Here is a 13,821-nt window from a genome sequence, read left to right as displayed (position 1 = left end):
CATGATGCGAGATGCGGCCAATTTCGAGCCGGCGGACAGCCGGGTGACGCGCCCGGCGTTCTGGAACGCGCTGCCCGAGCGCTGGACGAGCGACGTCGAGGAAACGCTGGTGTGCTGCCACGTGCGGCAGGAAACGCACGACGTGAAGAGTTTCTTCTTCCGTTCGCCGCAGGGCCGCACGTTTTCGTTCGAGCCCGGGCAGTTCCTCACGCTCGAGCTCGACATCGACGGCGAAACGATCAACCGCTGCTACACGATCTCGTCGTCGCCGGCGCGGCCGCACACGGTGTCGATCACGGTGAAGCGCGTGCCGGGCGGCAAGGTGTCGAACTGGCTGCACGACAACCTGCAGCCGGGCGCGTCGGTGCGAGTGCTCGGCCCGGCCGGCGAATTCACGTGCGCAAGGCATCCGGCGCGCAAGTACCTGTTCCTGTCGGCCGGCTCGGGCATCACGCCGCTGATGTCGATGAGCCGTGCACACCATGATCTCGCGGAAGATCGCGACATCCTGTTCGTGCACAGCGCACGCACGCCGGACGACATCATCTTCGCGCGCGAGCTCGACCTGATCGCGTCGAACCACACGAATTTCCGCACGTCGTTCGTCGTCGAGCGCGTCGGCGCACGCACCAACTGGCCGGGCGTCACCGGCTTCCTGACGCTGCCGCTGCTGAAGCTGATCGCGCCGGATTTCATGGAACGCGAAATCTTCACGTGCGGCCCCGCACCGTACATGAAGGCGGTGCGCGACCTGCTCGACGAAGCCGGCTTCGATCGCAAGCAGTATCACGAGGAAAGCTTCTCGTTCGAGACGCTCGCGCAGACCGCGAGCGACGAGCTGCTGGCCGATCTCGCGCCGCCGGCCGAAGGCGGCGACGCCGGCACGAAGCAGTACACGGTCAGCTTCGCGAAGAGCAATCGCGAGATTTCGTGCGGCTCGGAGCAGCACGTGCTCGACGCGGCGCGCCAGTCGGGCGTGCGGCTGCCGGCATCGTGCACGCAGGGCATGTGCGGCACGTGCAAGGTGAAGCTCGTGTCGGGGCAGGTCGAGATGAAACACAACGGCGGCATCCGCCAGCGCGAGATCGATCAGGGGATGGTGCTGCTGTGCTGCAGCAAGCCGCTGTCGGATCTCGTGATCGACAAGTAGTCGAAGGCGCCCATCGGCTGTCCGGGCGCGTCGCGTCCGGACAAGCATCTGTCGGAAAACAACGATACCGCGGATTTGTGGTTGAAGAACCTAGAGAGACAACGCGCACGGTGCGCAGACCAAGGAGATCGACCATGAAATTGTTCGGAAAACTGTTTTGGGCCGGCGCACTGTCGGCGATGGCGGCACTGAGCGCATCGGCGCTCGCCGATACGAAGCCGACGCTGAAAATCGGTTATGTCGAAGGCTGGGACGACAGCGTCGCGACGTCGAACGTCGCCGCCCGCGTGATCGAGAAGAAGCTCGGCTACGAGGTGAAGCTCGTGCCGGTCGCCGCCGGGATCATGTGGCAGGGCGTCGCGCGCGGCGATCTCGATGCGACGTTGTCCGCATGGCTGCCGGTCACGCACGGCTCCTACTGGAGCGAATACAAGAGCAAGGTCGTCGACCTCGGTGCGAACTTTCCCGACGCGAAGATCGGCCTGATCGTCCCGGATTACGTGAAGGCGAAGAGCATCGACGATCTGAACGCCGAGAAGAGCAGCTTTGGCGGCCGCATCGTCGGCATCGATGCCGGTGCTGGCGTGATGCGCAAGACCGACGAGGCGATCAAGAACTACGGGCTGAGCTACACGCTGATGCCGAGCTCGGGCAGCGCGATGACGGCCGAATTGTCGCGCTCGGTCGGCGCGAACAAGCCGGTGATCGTGACCGGCTGGGCGCCGCACTGGATGTTCGCGAAGTGGAAGCTGCGCTTCCTCGAGGATCCGAAGAAGGTGTTCGGCGGCGCCGAGCACGTCGACAGCGTCGTGAATCCGGGCCTCGAAACCAAGGCGAAGCCGGTCGTCGCGTTCCTGAAGAAATTCCAGTGGAAGCCGGGTGAAATCGACAGCGTGATGCTGGCGATCCAGAACGGCTCGAAGCCGGAAGCGGCCGCGGATGCGTGGATCGCGGCGCATGCCGACCGCGTGAATGCGTGGACGGAAGGCGCGCAGTAAGCCTCCCCGCATACGCCGTACGAATCATCATAACAACACGCCGGGAATGGCATGCAGGAATCCGAAACAATGAGGATGAAATGCAGCCATATCCCGGAATTCTTTTTCGGATTCTGCAAAAAAGCGCGTAAGTTGTTACACTAGCGCCCTTGTGCGGAGTCATCCCGCTTTGTATCGGAGCAGCGTAAACGTTGAAGCGCTTACGCTGATCGAGAGGAGGAATTGGATGAGTCAAGCAGGACTGCGTGCTAATCGCACCAGTGATGTCGAGGCAACCATCTCACATGATTCGACGGGCCACACGCTGCATCGTGGCCTGACCTGGAAAGACGCTTTTTGGGTAACGAGCGGCGTGCCGGCAGGCGTGCTGTTCACGATCGGCGGCGTATGCGCGACGATCGGCCAGCCCGCGTGGGCGATCTGGATCGCCGCGATCACGATGGGGCTGGTTCAAAGCGCGACTTATGCGGAAATATCCGGGCTATTTCCGCATAAATCGGGCGGCGCGTCGGTGTATGGCGCGATCGGCTGGGTCCGTTACAGCAAGCTGATTGCCCCGGTGTCCGTGTGGTGCAACTGGCTCGCGTGGTCGCCGATGCTCGCGCTCGGCTGCGGCCTCGCGGCAAGCTATGCGCTCACGAGTCTCTTTCCCGCCAATGCGGCGGTGCTGCACTGGCAGCTCAAGGTTGCGGATCTCGGATTCATCAAGCCCGGTCTGTCTTTGCGGATCAACGCGACGTTCATCATCGCGACGATTCTGCTTCTCATCACGTTCAAGCTTCAGCACAGCGGTGCGTCGAAGGCCGCGCGTACGCAGCGCATTCTCGGCATCGCGTCGCTCACGCCGCTCTTGATCGTCGGCATCGTGCCGTTCGTCACCGGCGACGTGCCGATGTCGAACCTACTCCCGCTGCTGCCGCTCGGTCACGACGCGCAGGGCAACCTCACGGCCGCGACCTTCGGCGCGTGGAACGGGCAGGGCGTGACGATGGCGCTCGGCGCGATGTTCATGGCCGGCTGGGCGTCGTACGGTTTCGAGACGGCCGTCTGCTACACGCGTGAATTCCGCGATCCGCGGCGCGATACCGCGAAGGCGATCTTCTGGTCGGGCGCGCTGTGTCTCGTCGTGATGACGCTCGTTCCGATGGCGTTCCAGGGCGCGCTCGGCACGCAGGCGATGCTCGATCCGGCGATCGGCGACGGCACCGGCGTCGCAGCCGCGATGGCGAAGATCGTCGGCGGTGGCGCGTGGGTCGCGAATGCGGTCGTCGTGATGCTGATGCTGTCGATCCTGCTGATCGTGATGACGTCGATGATGGGCTCGTCGCGCACGCTGTACCAGGCATCGGTCGACGGCTGGCTGCCGAAGTACCTGTCGCACGTGAACGAGCACGGCTCGCCCACGCGCGCGATGTGGACCGACCTCGGCTTCAACCTCGTGTTGCTGATGATGTCGGACTACATGACGGTGCTGTCGATTTCGAACGTCTGCTACATGCTGTTCGTATTCCTGAATCTTCAGTCGGGCTGGATCCACCGGATGGATCGCGGCAACTGGGATCGGCCGTTCCGCTGCCCGACGTGGCTGCTCGTCGCGGGCTCGATCTGCGGCTATGCGAACCTCGTCTATGTTGGCGCGGGCGCGAACCTGCAGGGCGAGGGCACGTTGCGTAACGGGCTGATCGCGATGCTGCTGATCGTGCCGGTGTTCCTGTATCGCCACTACTGGCAGGATCGCGGCCGATTCCCGGCGCAGATGCAGCGCGACATGGAGCTCGAAGTGCCGAAGCGCGCGCCGTGGCTGAGCCTGATGCCGTATGCGGCGCTGATCGGCGCGGCGCTCACGATCTGGTTGTCGTACTACTTTGCTTGGGTGAAGTGATGCGGTAATGCCTGCGTGTCGCAGTGCGATGGCTCCGGAAACCGCACACGGGGCCATCGCGCGAAGCGCCGGCGCAACACGACGACAAAGACGACAACAAGGCCCGACCGGTCCACGCCGGTCGGGCCTTGTTCGTTTCCGCCGCGTTCGAACGCGGCTAGGGCGTGTTCACGCTAATAACGGGCTTGCCCCACGAATGAATTTTTTCAAACAGGGGAACGTGCCTTTCCGCCCACATTGCGGCGTCGTGCGTCGCTTGTTTGGCACGGCCAAACGGCGCTCCTTACTCCTTGCACTCCAGGCGGAAAGGCACCTTCGCAAGCCCGTTATTAGCGTGAACACGCCCTGGCAGCTTACGAAAACACCACCGTCCGGTCGCCGTTCAGAAACACCCGCCGCTCGATGAACGCCTTCACCGCGCGCGCGAGCGTCAGCGATTCGACATCGCGCCCCACCGCAAGCAGTTGCTCCGGCCGCAGCGCATGATCGACACGCTCGACGACCTGCTCGATGATCGGGCCTTCGTCGAGATCGTCGGTCACGAAGTGCGCGGTCGCGCCGATCAGCTTCACGCCGCGCGCATGCGCCTGGTGATACGGCTTCGCGCCCTTGAAGCCGGGCAGGAACGAGTGATGGATGTTGATCGCGCGGTTCGCGAGTTTCGCGCTCGTCTCCTGCGACAGCACCTGCATGTAGCGCGCGAGGATCACGAGCTCGGCGCCGCTCGATTCGAAGAAGTCGAGCCATTGCGCTTCCTGCTGCGCCTTGGTCTCCGCCGTGATCGGGAAGTGCCGGAACGGCAATCCATGCTGCGCGGCGAGCGGCTCGAAGTCGGGGTGGTTCGACACGATGCCGACGATGTCCATCTTCAGCTCACCCATGCGCCAGCGGAACAGTAGATCCGCGAGGCAGTGCTCGAGCTTCGACACCATGATCAGCACCTTCGGCCGCGCGTTGACATCGTGGATCGCCCACTGGATGCCGCCATCGTGGCCGGCGAGTCCGGCCGCGATCGGCGCGAATTCCTGGCGCAGCGCGTCGATCTGCAACGTCTCATCCGTCGGATGAAAGACGCAGCGCACGAAGAAGCGGTTGCTGAGATCGTCGTCGAACACGTTCAGCGCATCGACATAGCAGCGATGGCGATCGAGAAAGCCGACGACGGCGGCGACCTGACCGGCCGCGCTCGGGCACGAGAGTGTCAGGACGAATTGATCGGGGCGGTGCTCGGCGGTCATGAGACTCCTCGGATGGCAGGGGGCGTACGGCCGCGCGGCGGCGCACGACAGCGCCGCGCCGCGTGGGTAGCGGGAGGCTCAAGTAAATCAGGACGATTTCGCGGCGGATAGAACCAACGCGCCGTGTGGCTGGTATCGGTGCGCCAGCGGGCGGGCGAGGGCCGCAGGGTGCGGGCCGTGTCAGGCCCCCGCGCACGCGTCGAGCAGCCAGCGCCGGAACACGTGGGTCGCGTCCGGCTCCGGCCGCTGCGGCGGCCGCACCAGGAAGTAGCCGCGCGACGTGACGACGGGCGCATCGACGAGCTTCACGAGCTGGCCGCTCGCGACGAGTTCGTCGACGAGCGGCGACCAGCCGAGCGCGACGCCTTCGCCGAGCAGCGCCGCGTGGATCACGAGCGCATAGCTGTTGAAGGTCACGCCGCGCGCGGCGGCCGGCGGTTCGAGCCCGTGCGCGTCGAACCAGCCCGCCCACGACAGCCAGCGCTCGGGGCGCGTCGGCTGCACGTGCAGCAGCGGCAGCGCGAGCAGGTGGTCGGCCCGCGCGACGCCCCGGTGCGCGTCGCGAAACGCGGGCGAGCACACGGGCGTGACGGATTCCGGAAACAGCCGCGCGGCCGTGCACGACGGCCAGTGGCCGTCGCCGAACAGGATCGCGATGTCGCCGTGGTCGCGTTGCGCGTCGTAATCCTGTGACGTGACGACGCGCACGTCGACGTCCGGCATCACGCGCTTGAGCCCGGCCAGGCGCGGCATCAGCCAGTAGGTCGCGAAGCCGAAGTCGGTGACGATCGTGAGCGCGCCGTGCTCGCGGCGTGCGCGCAGCGTCGCGGTCGCGCCGCGCAGCGTGTCGAGGCTCAGCCGCACGGCTTCGTACAGGCACTCGCCGTCGGCCGTCAGCGTGACGCCGCGCGGGCTGCGTTCGAACAGCGGCACGCCGAGTTCGGCTTCGAGCTGGAACACTTGCTGGCTCACGGCCGGCTGCGTCGAGCCGAGCTCGCGCGCGGCGGCCGTGAAGCTCGCGAGCCGGGCGGCCGATTCGAACGCGCGCAGCGCCTGCATCGACGGTAACGGTTCGGGTTTCGACATAAGTCCCTCTAATGGCCCCATAAGGGCCGGACGCCTACCCGCACGAATTCGGGCGGGCGATAGTGCCGGCAGACGGTACGGCACGTGCGCTTCACGCGCCGGCGGCAACGGATTCCGCGATTCTAGCCAGCGCGGCCCCGGCGCGCGGCAGTTTCCGCGGGCCGCCTCCGTCATGCCGGACGTCCCGCTGCCCGAGCGGCGAGCCGTTCCATTCGAACACCGCTTTTCCCACGATCGCCGATGACGAACCCGACACCCAACATCCTGATCCTGATGGCCGACCAGCTCACGCCGTTCGCACTGCCCGCGTACGGCAACCGCGTCGCCCGCACGCCGACGCTCGACCGGCTTGCGGCCGAAGGCGTGGTGTTCGACGCCGCGTACTGCGCGAGCCCGCTGTGCGCGCCGTCGCGCTTCTCGCTGCTGACCGGCAAGCTGCCGTCGGGCATCGGCGCCTACGATAACGCCGCCGAATTGCCCGCGCAAACGCTGACGTTCGCGCACTACCTGCGCGCGGGCGGCTACCGGACGATGCTGTCCGGCAAGATGCACTTCTGCGGGCCCGACCAGTTGCACGGCTTCGAGGAGCGCCTCACGACCGACATCTATCCTGCCGATTTCGGCTGGGTGCCCGACTGGGACAGCCCGACCGAGCGGCCGAGCTGGTATCACAACATGAGCTCGGTGCTCGACGCCGGCCCGTGCGTGCGCACGAACCAGCTCGACTTCGACGACGAAGTGACATTCGCCGCGAAGCAGAAGCTGTACGACGTCGCGCGCGAGCGTGCGGCCGGACACGATGCGCGGCCGTTCTGCATGGTCGTGTCGCTGACCCATCCGCACGACCCGTATGCGATCACGCGCGAATACTGGGATCGTTACGACGATGACGAGATCGACATGCCGGCCGTGCGGCTCGATGCGGCCGAAAGCGATCCGCATTCGCAGCGGCTGCGCTTCGTCTGCGAGAACGACCGCACGCCGCCGACGGACGCGCAGATCCGCGCCGCACGCCGCGCGTATTACGGCGCGACGTCCTATGTCGACACGCAGTTCGGCAGCGTGCTGGCCGCGCTCGAGCAATGCGGGTTCGCCGACGACACGATCGTGATCGTCACGTCCGACCACGGCGACATGCTCGGCGAGCGCGGGCTCTGGTACAAGATGACGTTCTTCGAGGGCGGCTGCCGCGTGCCGCTGATCGTGCATGCGCCGGGCCGCTTCGGCGCCGCGCGCGTGCGCGGGCCCGTGTCGCACGTCGATTTGCTGCCGACGCTCGTCGACCTGGCCGGCGCGGCGCCCGACGGCGGCTGGCCGGACCCGGTCGACGGCGCGAGCCTCGTGCCGCATCTGCACGGCACGCCCGCGCACGACGTCGCGTTCGGCGAATACCTCGCGGAAGGGGCGCTCGCGCCGATCGTGATGATCCGCCGCGGCGACTGGAAATACGTGCATTGCCCGGCCGATCCGGACCAGCTCTACAACCTGTCGGACGACCCGCGCGAGCTCACGAATCTGGCCGGTCGGCCGGAAGCCGCCGACGTGCTCGCCGCGTTCCGTGCGGAGGCCGGGCAGCGCTGGAACCTGCTCGAGCTGGACCGGCAGGTGCGCGCGAGCCAGCGGCGCCGGCGCTTCCATTACGCGGCGACGACGCAGGGCCGCATCCACGCGTGGGACTGGCAGCCGTTTACCGACGCGAGCCAGCGCTACATGCGCAATCACGTCGAACTCGACACGCTCGAGGCGATGGCGCGTTTTCCGCGCGTCGGGCGCTGAACGTCCGGCAGTGCGAACATTGACGAACGACGGAGGAAGCGGACGATGAAACGGCAATGCAATGCAGCAATCCGAAGGATCGGCGCGGCGCTCGCCGCCGCCGCGTGCGTGGCGGCGACGCAGCCTGCGACTGCCGCCGATCCGGGCACGTGCGGCGACGTGAAGATGGCGGCGCCCGGCTGGACCGACATCGATGCGACGAACGCGATGGCGGGCGTCGTGCTGAAGGCGCTCGGCTACCGGCAGGCGGTGGCGAACCTGTCGGTGCCGATTACGTACCAGGGCTTGAAGAAAGGCCAGGTCGACGTATTCCTCGGCAACTGGATGCCCGCTCAGGCGCCGCTCGTGAAGCCGTTCGTCGACGAGAAATCGATCGACGTGCTGCACGCGAACCTGAGCGGTGCGAAGTTCACGCTCGCGGTGCCCGACTATGTGGCCGCCGCCGGCGTGCATACGTTCGCCGATCTCGCGCGCTACGCGGACCGCTTCGACGGCAAGATCTACGGGATCGAGCCCGGTGCGCCCGCGAACCAGAACATCAAGCGGATGCTGTCCGACCACGCGCTCGGGTCCGCGAACTGGTCGCTCGTCGAATCGAGCGAAACGGGCATGCTCACGCAGGTCGAGCGCGCGGTGCGCGACAAGCGCTGGATCGTGTTTCTCGCGTGGGAGCCGCATCTGATGAACACGAAGTTTCATCTGACGTATCTGTCGGGCGGCGACGCGTATTTCGGCCCGAACTACGGCGGTGCGACGGTCAACACGGTCGCGCGTGCCGGGTTCGCCGGCCAGTGCGCGAACCTCGCGCGGCTGTTCCGGCAGATGACGTTCTCCGTCGACGTCGAGAACCGGATGATCGCCGACATGCTCGACAACAAGACGCCGCCCGCGCTCGCGGCGCAGCATGCGCTGAAAGCCGAGCCCGCGCTGGTCGCCGGCTGGCTCGACGGCGTGACGACCGCGGCCGGCGCGCCGGGCCTGCCGGCCGTGCGTGCGGCCCTCGACGGCCGCTGATCGCCCCCTCCGGGCGGCCGGTTTTCGCCGTGCCGCCTGTCTACGTGTTTTCCCGACCCGTCGCATCGTGACCATTTAGTGTCGCCTTCAGACGGGTGACCCGAAATATGGGTTTGTATTTTTCGCCAATGGCTGCGTTATTGCGGAAAACGAAATACCGAAGCCAGCGGGGCGGTCTGAATTCGAATCCACCGGCGCATCGCGGCACGCGCCGGGACGAGATTCTATCCATCGAATGGTTCAGGGAGGGTGGTCGACAATGAAGCACACGAAAGTTGCCGTAGCCGCCGCGCTTGCATGCGCGGCCTGTATTCCCGCCATCGGACACGCGCAAAGCAGCGTGACGCTGTACGGGATTCTCGACGCCGGTATCACGTACGTGAACAACACGGGCGGCTCGCACGTGGTCAAGTTCGACGACGGCGTCGCGTACGGAAACCGCTTCGGCCTCAAGGGCACCGAAGACCTGGGCGGCGGCCTGAAGGCGGTGTTCGTGCTCGAGAGCGGCTTCCGTCTCGGCAACGGGCAACTCGGCTTCGGCGGCGCGGAATTCGGCCGGCAGGCGTATGTGGGCCTGCAGAACGACTGGGGCACGTTGTCGTTCGGCAACCAGCTCGACATCACGAACGAACTCGTGTCGATCTACAACATCTCGGCCTGGGGCAGCGGTTATGCGATCCACCAGGGCGACTTCGACCGCTTCAACGGCGACCGCCTGCCGAATTCGGTGAAGTTCCTGTCGAACGACATGAGCGGCTTCAAGTTCGGCGCGATGTACTCGTTCGGCAACGTCGCGGGCAACTTCCATCGCAACAGCGCATGGAGCGCGGGCGCGAGCTTCACGAAGGGCGACTTCTCGATCGGCGCCGCGTACACGCGCCTGAACAACCCGAACGGCATCTACGCGTTCGACCCGTACGCGATGATCGGCACGCACACGTTCCTCGGCCAGCAGACCGTCACCGTCGATCCGGCGACCGGCGCACGTACCGACCTGTTCGCGAACACGCCGATGGGTGTCGACAGCCAGGGCACGTTCGGCATCGGCACGAGCTACACGATCGGCAAGCTGACGCTCGATGCCAACTACTCGTACACGACGATCAAGGGCTTCGGCCAGTCGTCGCACATGCAGGTGTACGAAGGCGGCGGCCTGTACCAGTTCACGCCGGCGCTGAGCTTCATCGCGGGCTACCAGCACACGCGCTTCGAAGGCCATCACTGGAACCAGGGCACGGCGGGCCTGCATTACCTGCTGTCGAAGCGCACGGACGTGTACATCTCCGGCGACTACCTGCGCGCGTCGCAGGGCGTCGATGCGGTGATCGGCTACAGCTTCACGCCGTCGACGACGCAGACGCAGGCCGACGTGCGGATCGGGATGCGGCATTCGTTCTGAGCGGGTAGGTGCAGTGTAGTGATGTGACGTCTTCAGCGAGGTCTCTCTTTGGCGCGAACCGTGGTTCGCGCTTTTTTTTGTGCGATGCCGCGGCTCGACGGGGCGCGTGGCCGGCGGCCGGCCGGTTTTCGGCGGTTGGCATATCATCGCGGTTTGGCCGCGCCTGCACCGTTGCCGCGCGCACGCATTCGCGTGTGTCGTCGTTTCCCGAACGGCTGCGGTGTGCACCGCCAACCGCCGAGATCCCGATGACCACCCCCGTGCCCGATTCCAGTCCTTTATCCTCGTTACCCGCCAACCTGTTCCGCCACGCGCCGTTCCAGCGTTTCTGGGGCACCCGCGTGATGTCGTCGCTGGCCTTCCAGATCCTGTCGGTCGCAATCGGCTGGTATGTCTACGCGCTCACGCACAGCGCGTTCGCGCTCGGTCTCGTCGGCCTCGCGCAGTTCGTGCCGATGTTCGCGCTGACGCTCGTCGTCGGACAGGTGGCCGACCGCTACGACCGTCGGCGCATCGCGACGATCTGCCAGAGCATCGAAGCACTGGCCGCCGGCGTGTTCCTGCTCGGCGCGCTGCAAGGGTGGCTGGCCGCGCCGGCCGTGTACGCGCTCGCGGCGGTCGTCGGCACGGCCCGCGCGTTCGAGTCGCCGTCGGTGTCGTCGCTGCTGCCGGCCGTCGTGCCGCGCACCGACCTGCCGCGCGCGACCGCGCTGTCGACGTCCGCGAACCAGGCCGCGCAGATCCTCGGGCCCGCGTGCGGCGGGTTGCTCTACGGTGTCGGCGCACCCGTCGCGTTCGGCACGAGCGTCGCGGCCTTCGCGATCGCGGCGGTGCTGAGCGGCACGATTCCGCTGCGCGGCGCGCCGCCCGCGCGCGAGCCGGTCACGCTGCGCTCGGTGTTTTCGGGCATCGCGTTCATCCGGCGCGAACCGGCGATTCTCGGCGCGCTGTCGCTCGACCTGTTCGCCGTGCTGTTCGGCGGTGCAACCGCGCTGCTGCCGATCTATGCGCGCGACATCCTGCAGGTCGGCCCGTGGGGGCTCGGCGCATTGCGCGCGGCGCCGGCGGTCGGCGCGCTCGCGGGCACGCTGTGGCTCACGCGCTTCCCGTTGAAGGGGCGACCGGGCCGTGCGATGTTCGGCGGCGTGATCGCGTTCGGCATCGCGACGATCGTGTTCGGGCTGTCGAGGCATTTCGTGCTGTCGCTCGTCGCGCTGGCGGCACTTGGCGCATCGGATGTCGTGAGCGTCGTCGTGCGGCTGTCGCTCGTGCAACTGCGCACGCCCGACGACATGCTCGGTCGCGTGAGCGCGGTCAATTCGCTGTTCATCGGCACGTCGAACCAGCTCGGCGAATTCGAATCGGGCGTGACGGCGGCATGGTGGGGCGCGCCGGCCGCGATCGTCGTCGGCGGCGTGGCGACGATCGCCGTCGCGTTGGCGTGGATGCGGTTGTTTCCGCAGCTCACGAACATGAAGTCGCTCGAACGCGATGCGTGACGCGTGATGCGCGATCCCGTCACGCGTCCTGCGTCACGCGCACGGCCGTGCCGTAGCAGATGACTTCCGTGACGCCCGACCCGATCTCGGTCGAGTCGTAGCGCATCGCGACGATCGCATTCGCACCGAGCTTGCGCGCATCGGCGAGCATCTTGTCGAACGCCTGCTCGCGCGCCTTCTCGCACAGCGACGTATAGAGCGTGATGTTGCCGCCGAAGATCGTCTGCAGCGACGCGCCGAACGAGCCGACGATCGAGCGCGAGCGCACGACGATACCCTGCGCGACGCCGAGCGAGCGGACGGTCGTATGGCCGGGCAGGTCGAACGCGGTCGTGACGCGATCGGACGACAGGTCGTCGATGGAGCGGGTGGATTCGGTCATGGTGGGCGAGCGTGTAGCGAGTGGTCGAACGACGATTCTAGCCGGACGGAGCAAAGGCATGCGAACGGGCGCACCCGCGCGGGTGAACGCCCGTTTCGTTGCCGAACGCGAAAGCCGCTCGACGACGAACGCTCAGCGCTTGGCCGTCGCGCCCGCCATGCCGCCGAGATCGACCGCATAGGCCAGCGCCAGCTTGCCGAATTTCAGCGCATGGTTCGCCTGTCGATCCGAGTTTTCCAGCGTGTCGTTCACCGTGTGAATGTACGGGCTGTCGTTCTGGTCGGCCTCGAACGGGAACGATGCCGGATACCCCTGCGCGTTCCACGACGCGTGATCCGAGCACGCATAGCCGCATTGCGACGTGCCGATCGCGAGCTCGGGCAGGTAGGTCGCCGCCAGGTTCTTCACGTAGGTGTTCTGCGCCGCGTTCGTGTAGTCGGTGATCAGGTAGATATCCTTCGGATCGCCCTTGTAGTTCGTCATGTCGAGCTGCAGCACGCCGACCACGTTCGCATTCTGCGTGCGGAACTGCTTCGCGATCGCCTTCGAGCCGAGCAGGCCGGCTTCCTCGGCCGCGTACCCGACGAACTTGATCGTCCGTTTCGGCCGGTAGTTGTTCGCGAGCAGCACGCGCAGCGCCTCGGTCAGGCTGGCGATGCCCGACGCATCGTCGTCGGCGCCGGGCGAGCGCGTGTTCTCCGTCGTGCGGCCGACGGTCGAATCGAGGTGGCCGCCGAGCACGACGGTGCCCGCGGCCGGATCGCTGCCGCGGATCGTCAGGATCACGGATTTCTGCGGAAAACCGGTATGCGCGAACTGTTCGACGGTGATGTCGGCGCGCGAGCCGGCCAGCTGCTTCCACTGCAGCGCGAGCCAGTCGGACGCCGCGACGCCGTGCGACGTCGTGTAGTAGCGGTTCGTGAAGCCGGACAGCGACGTGATCGTGCCGACGATGTTGCTCGCCTGCAGTTGCTGGATCCACGCGCCGATCTGCGGCACGTTCGACACCGTGTACGCGGGGGCGGCGGCCTGTTTCGCGAGCGTCGCCGGCAACGGCTGCAGCGCCTGCCGCGCGTCGTCGAACGAATCGTGGACGACGTAGCCGGGCCCGTGGCCGCGCGTGTGGTGGACGGCGTGGGCCAGTTCGCCGAGCCGGGCATCGTCGATCTCGACGACGTGAACGGTTTCGCGGCGCGCGGCGCCGTCGGCCGCCTTGCCGGCGTCGACGCTCGCGCTGTATTGCGCGGTTGCGGACGCATCGATGCGTTGAAGCTGGCGGAACGCGGTGTCGCCGAGCGTGATCCAGACGGGTGTCGCGTGCGCGGCGGCGGTCAGCAACATGCCGCCCAGCGCGGCGCTGAGGCGGGTCGGTGTCAGAGTAGGCATGTTCGATCTCG

Annotated in this window: 11 protein-coding genes; 7 read left to right on the top strand and 4 right to left on the bottom strand. The window is 66.7% G+C overall.

The window, feature by feature from the left end; genetic code table 11:
* Nucleotide 1: 1 nt before the first annotated feature.
* From QZM15_RS12270 to QZM15_RS12260, 3 genes are all read left to right on the top strand, one after another.
* The gene (locus QZM15_RS12270; RefSeq protein WP_226290715.1) at nucleotides 2-1,150 is read left to right on the top strand and encodes a hybrid-cluster NAD(P)-dependent oxidoreductase; all 1,149 of its coding nucleotides are present in this window, start codon (nucleotides 2-4) and stop codon (nucleotides 1,148-1,150) included.
* Nucleotides 1,151-1,284: 134 nt separating this feature from the next.
* Nucleotides 1,285-2,148: a glycine betaine ABC transporter substrate-binding protein gene (locus QZM15_RS12265; RefSeq protein ID WP_059642386.1), complete on the top strand. Its 864-nt coding sequence runs from the start codon at nucleotides 1,285-1,287 to the stop codon at nucleotides 2,146-2,148.
* Between the two features lie 226 nt (nucleotides 2,149-2,374).
* Nucleotides 2,375-4,030 (top strand): APC family permease, encoded by a 1,656-nt coding sequence (locus QZM15_RS12260; RefSeq protein ID WP_226221196.1) that lies wholly within the window; start codon nucleotides 2,375-2,377, stop codon nucleotides 4,028-4,030.
* A gap of 353 nt (nucleotides 4,031-4,383) precedes the next feature.
* On the opposite strand, the gene purU is transcribed toward QZM15_RS12260, so the two are convergent.
* Together purU and QZM15_RS12250 are read right to left on the bottom strand one after the other, a co-directional pair.
* On the bottom strand, nucleotides 4,384-5,268 hold the full coding sequence (gene purU / locus QZM15_RS12255) for a formyltetrahydrofolate deformylase (RefSeq protein ID WP_059584373.1): 885 nt from the start codon (nucleotides 5,266-5,268) through the stop codon (nucleotides 4,384-4,386).
* A gap of 180 nt (nucleotides 5,269-5,448) precedes the next feature.
* Nucleotides 5,449-6,354 (bottom strand): LysR family transcriptional regulator, encoded by a 906-nt coding sequence (locus tag QZM15_RS12250; RefSeq protein ID WP_059643217.1) that lies wholly within the window; start codon nucleotides 6,352-6,354, stop codon nucleotides 5,449-5,451.
* 240 nt (nucleotides 6,355-6,594) lie between these two features.
* Here QZM15_RS12250 and betC point away from each other — a divergent pair, with 240 nt between their 5' ends.
* From betC to QZM15_RS12230, 4 genes are all read left to right on the top strand, one after another.
* Complete coding sequence (betC, locus tag QZM15_RS12245; RefSeq protein ID WP_302106470.1) at nucleotides 6,595-8,130, top strand: choline-sulfatase; 1,536 nt, start codon at nucleotides 6,595-6,597, stop codon at nucleotides 8,128-8,130.
* A gap of 45 nt (nucleotides 8,131-8,175) precedes the next feature.
* Complete coding sequence (gene choX / locus QZM15_RS12240; RefSeq protein ID WP_060011951.1) at nucleotides 8,176-9,144, top strand: choline ABC transporter substrate-binding protein; 969 nt, start codon at nucleotides 8,176-8,178, stop codon at nucleotides 9,142-9,144.
* Nucleotides 9,145-9,403: 259 nt separating this feature from the next.
* Nucleotides 9,404-10,543 carry a porin gene (locus QZM15_RS12235; protein WP_059584379.1) on the top strand — a complete coding sequence of 380 codons (1,140 nt, stop codon included), beginning with the start codon at nucleotides 9,404-9,406 and terminating at the stop codon, nucleotides 10,541-10,543.
* A gap of 248 nt (nucleotides 10,544-10,791) precedes the next feature.
* On the top strand, nucleotides 10,792-12,042 hold the full coding sequence (locus QZM15_RS12230) for an MFS transporter (RefSeq protein WP_302106469.1): 1,251 nt from the start codon (nucleotides 10,792-10,794) through the stop codon (nucleotides 12,040-12,042).
* A 19-nt stretch (nucleotides 12,043-12,061) separates the two neighbouring features.
* Here the strand turns inward: QZM15_RS12230 and QZM15_RS12225 are convergent, their stop codons facing one another.
* Together QZM15_RS12225 and QZM15_RS12220 are read right to left on the bottom strand one after the other, a co-directional pair.
* Entirely contained in the window at nucleotides 12,062-12,424 is a 363-nt protein-coding gene (locus QZM15_RS12225; protein WP_302106468.1) for a YbjQ family protein, read from the bottom strand.
* A 132-nt stretch (nucleotides 12,425-12,556) separates the two neighbouring features.
* Complete coding sequence (locus tag QZM15_RS12220) at nucleotides 12,557-13,810, bottom strand: M20/M25/M40 family metallo-hydrolase (protein ID WP_302106467.1); 1,254 nt, start codon at nucleotides 13,808-13,810, stop codon at nucleotides 12,557-12,559.
* Nucleotides 13,811-13,821 lie beyond the last annotated feature (11 nt).

Origin of the sequence: Burkholderia sp. AU44665 (genome assembly GCF_030504405.1) — a bacterium.
In the GTDB taxonomy this organism is placed as follows: Bacteria; Pseudomonadota; Gammaproteobacteria; order Burkholderiales; family Burkholderiaceae; genus Burkholderia; species Burkholderia semiarida.
This window is presented reverse-complemented; position numbering and strand designations above follow the sequence as displayed.

Bases quoted from the DNA above. Each gene is read 5' to 3' on its own strand.
- QZM15_RS12235 (WP_059584379.1), top strand. From the start codon at position 9,404: ATGAAGCACACGAAAGTTGCCGTAGCCGCCGCGCTTGCATGCGCGGCC.
- QZM15_RS12270 (WP_226290715.1), top strand. From the start codon at position 2: ATGATGCGAGATGCGGCCAATTTCGAGCCGGCGGACAGCCGGGTGACG.
- choX (WP_060011951.1), top strand. From the start codon at position 8,176: ATGAAACGGCAATGCAATGCAGCAATCCGAAGGATCGGCGCGGCGCTC.
- QZM15_RS12265 (WP_059642386.1), top strand. From the start codon at position 1,285: ATGAAATTGTTCGGAAAACTGTTTTGGGCCGGCGCACTGTCGGCGATG.
- QZM15_RS12260 (WP_226221196.1), top strand. From the start codon at position 2,375: ATGAGTCAAGCAGGACTGCGTGCTAATCGCACCAGTGATGTCGAGGCA.
- QZM15_RS12220 (WP_302106467.1), bottom strand. From the start codon at position 13,810: ATGCCTACTCTGACACCGACCCGCCTCAGCGCCGCGCTGGGCGGCATG.
- purU (WP_059584373.1), bottom strand. From the start codon at position 5,268: ATGACCGCCGAGCACCGCCCCGATCAATTCGTCCTGACACTCTCGTGC.
- QZM15_RS12225 (WP_302106468.1), bottom strand. From the start codon at position 12,424: ATGACCGAATCCACCCGCTCCATCGACGACCTGTCGTCCGATCGCGTC.
- QZM15_RS12230 (WP_302106469.1), top strand. From the start codon at position 10,792: ATGACCACCCCCGTGCCCGATTCCAGTCCTTTATCCTCGTTACCCGCC.
- betC (WP_302106470.1), top strand. From the start codon at position 6,595: ATGACGAACCCGACACCCAACATCCTGATCCTGATGGCCGACCAGCTC.
- QZM15_RS12250 (WP_059643217.1), bottom strand. From the start codon at position 6,354: ATGTCGAAACCCGAACCGTTACCGTCGATGCAGGCGCTGCGCGCGTTC.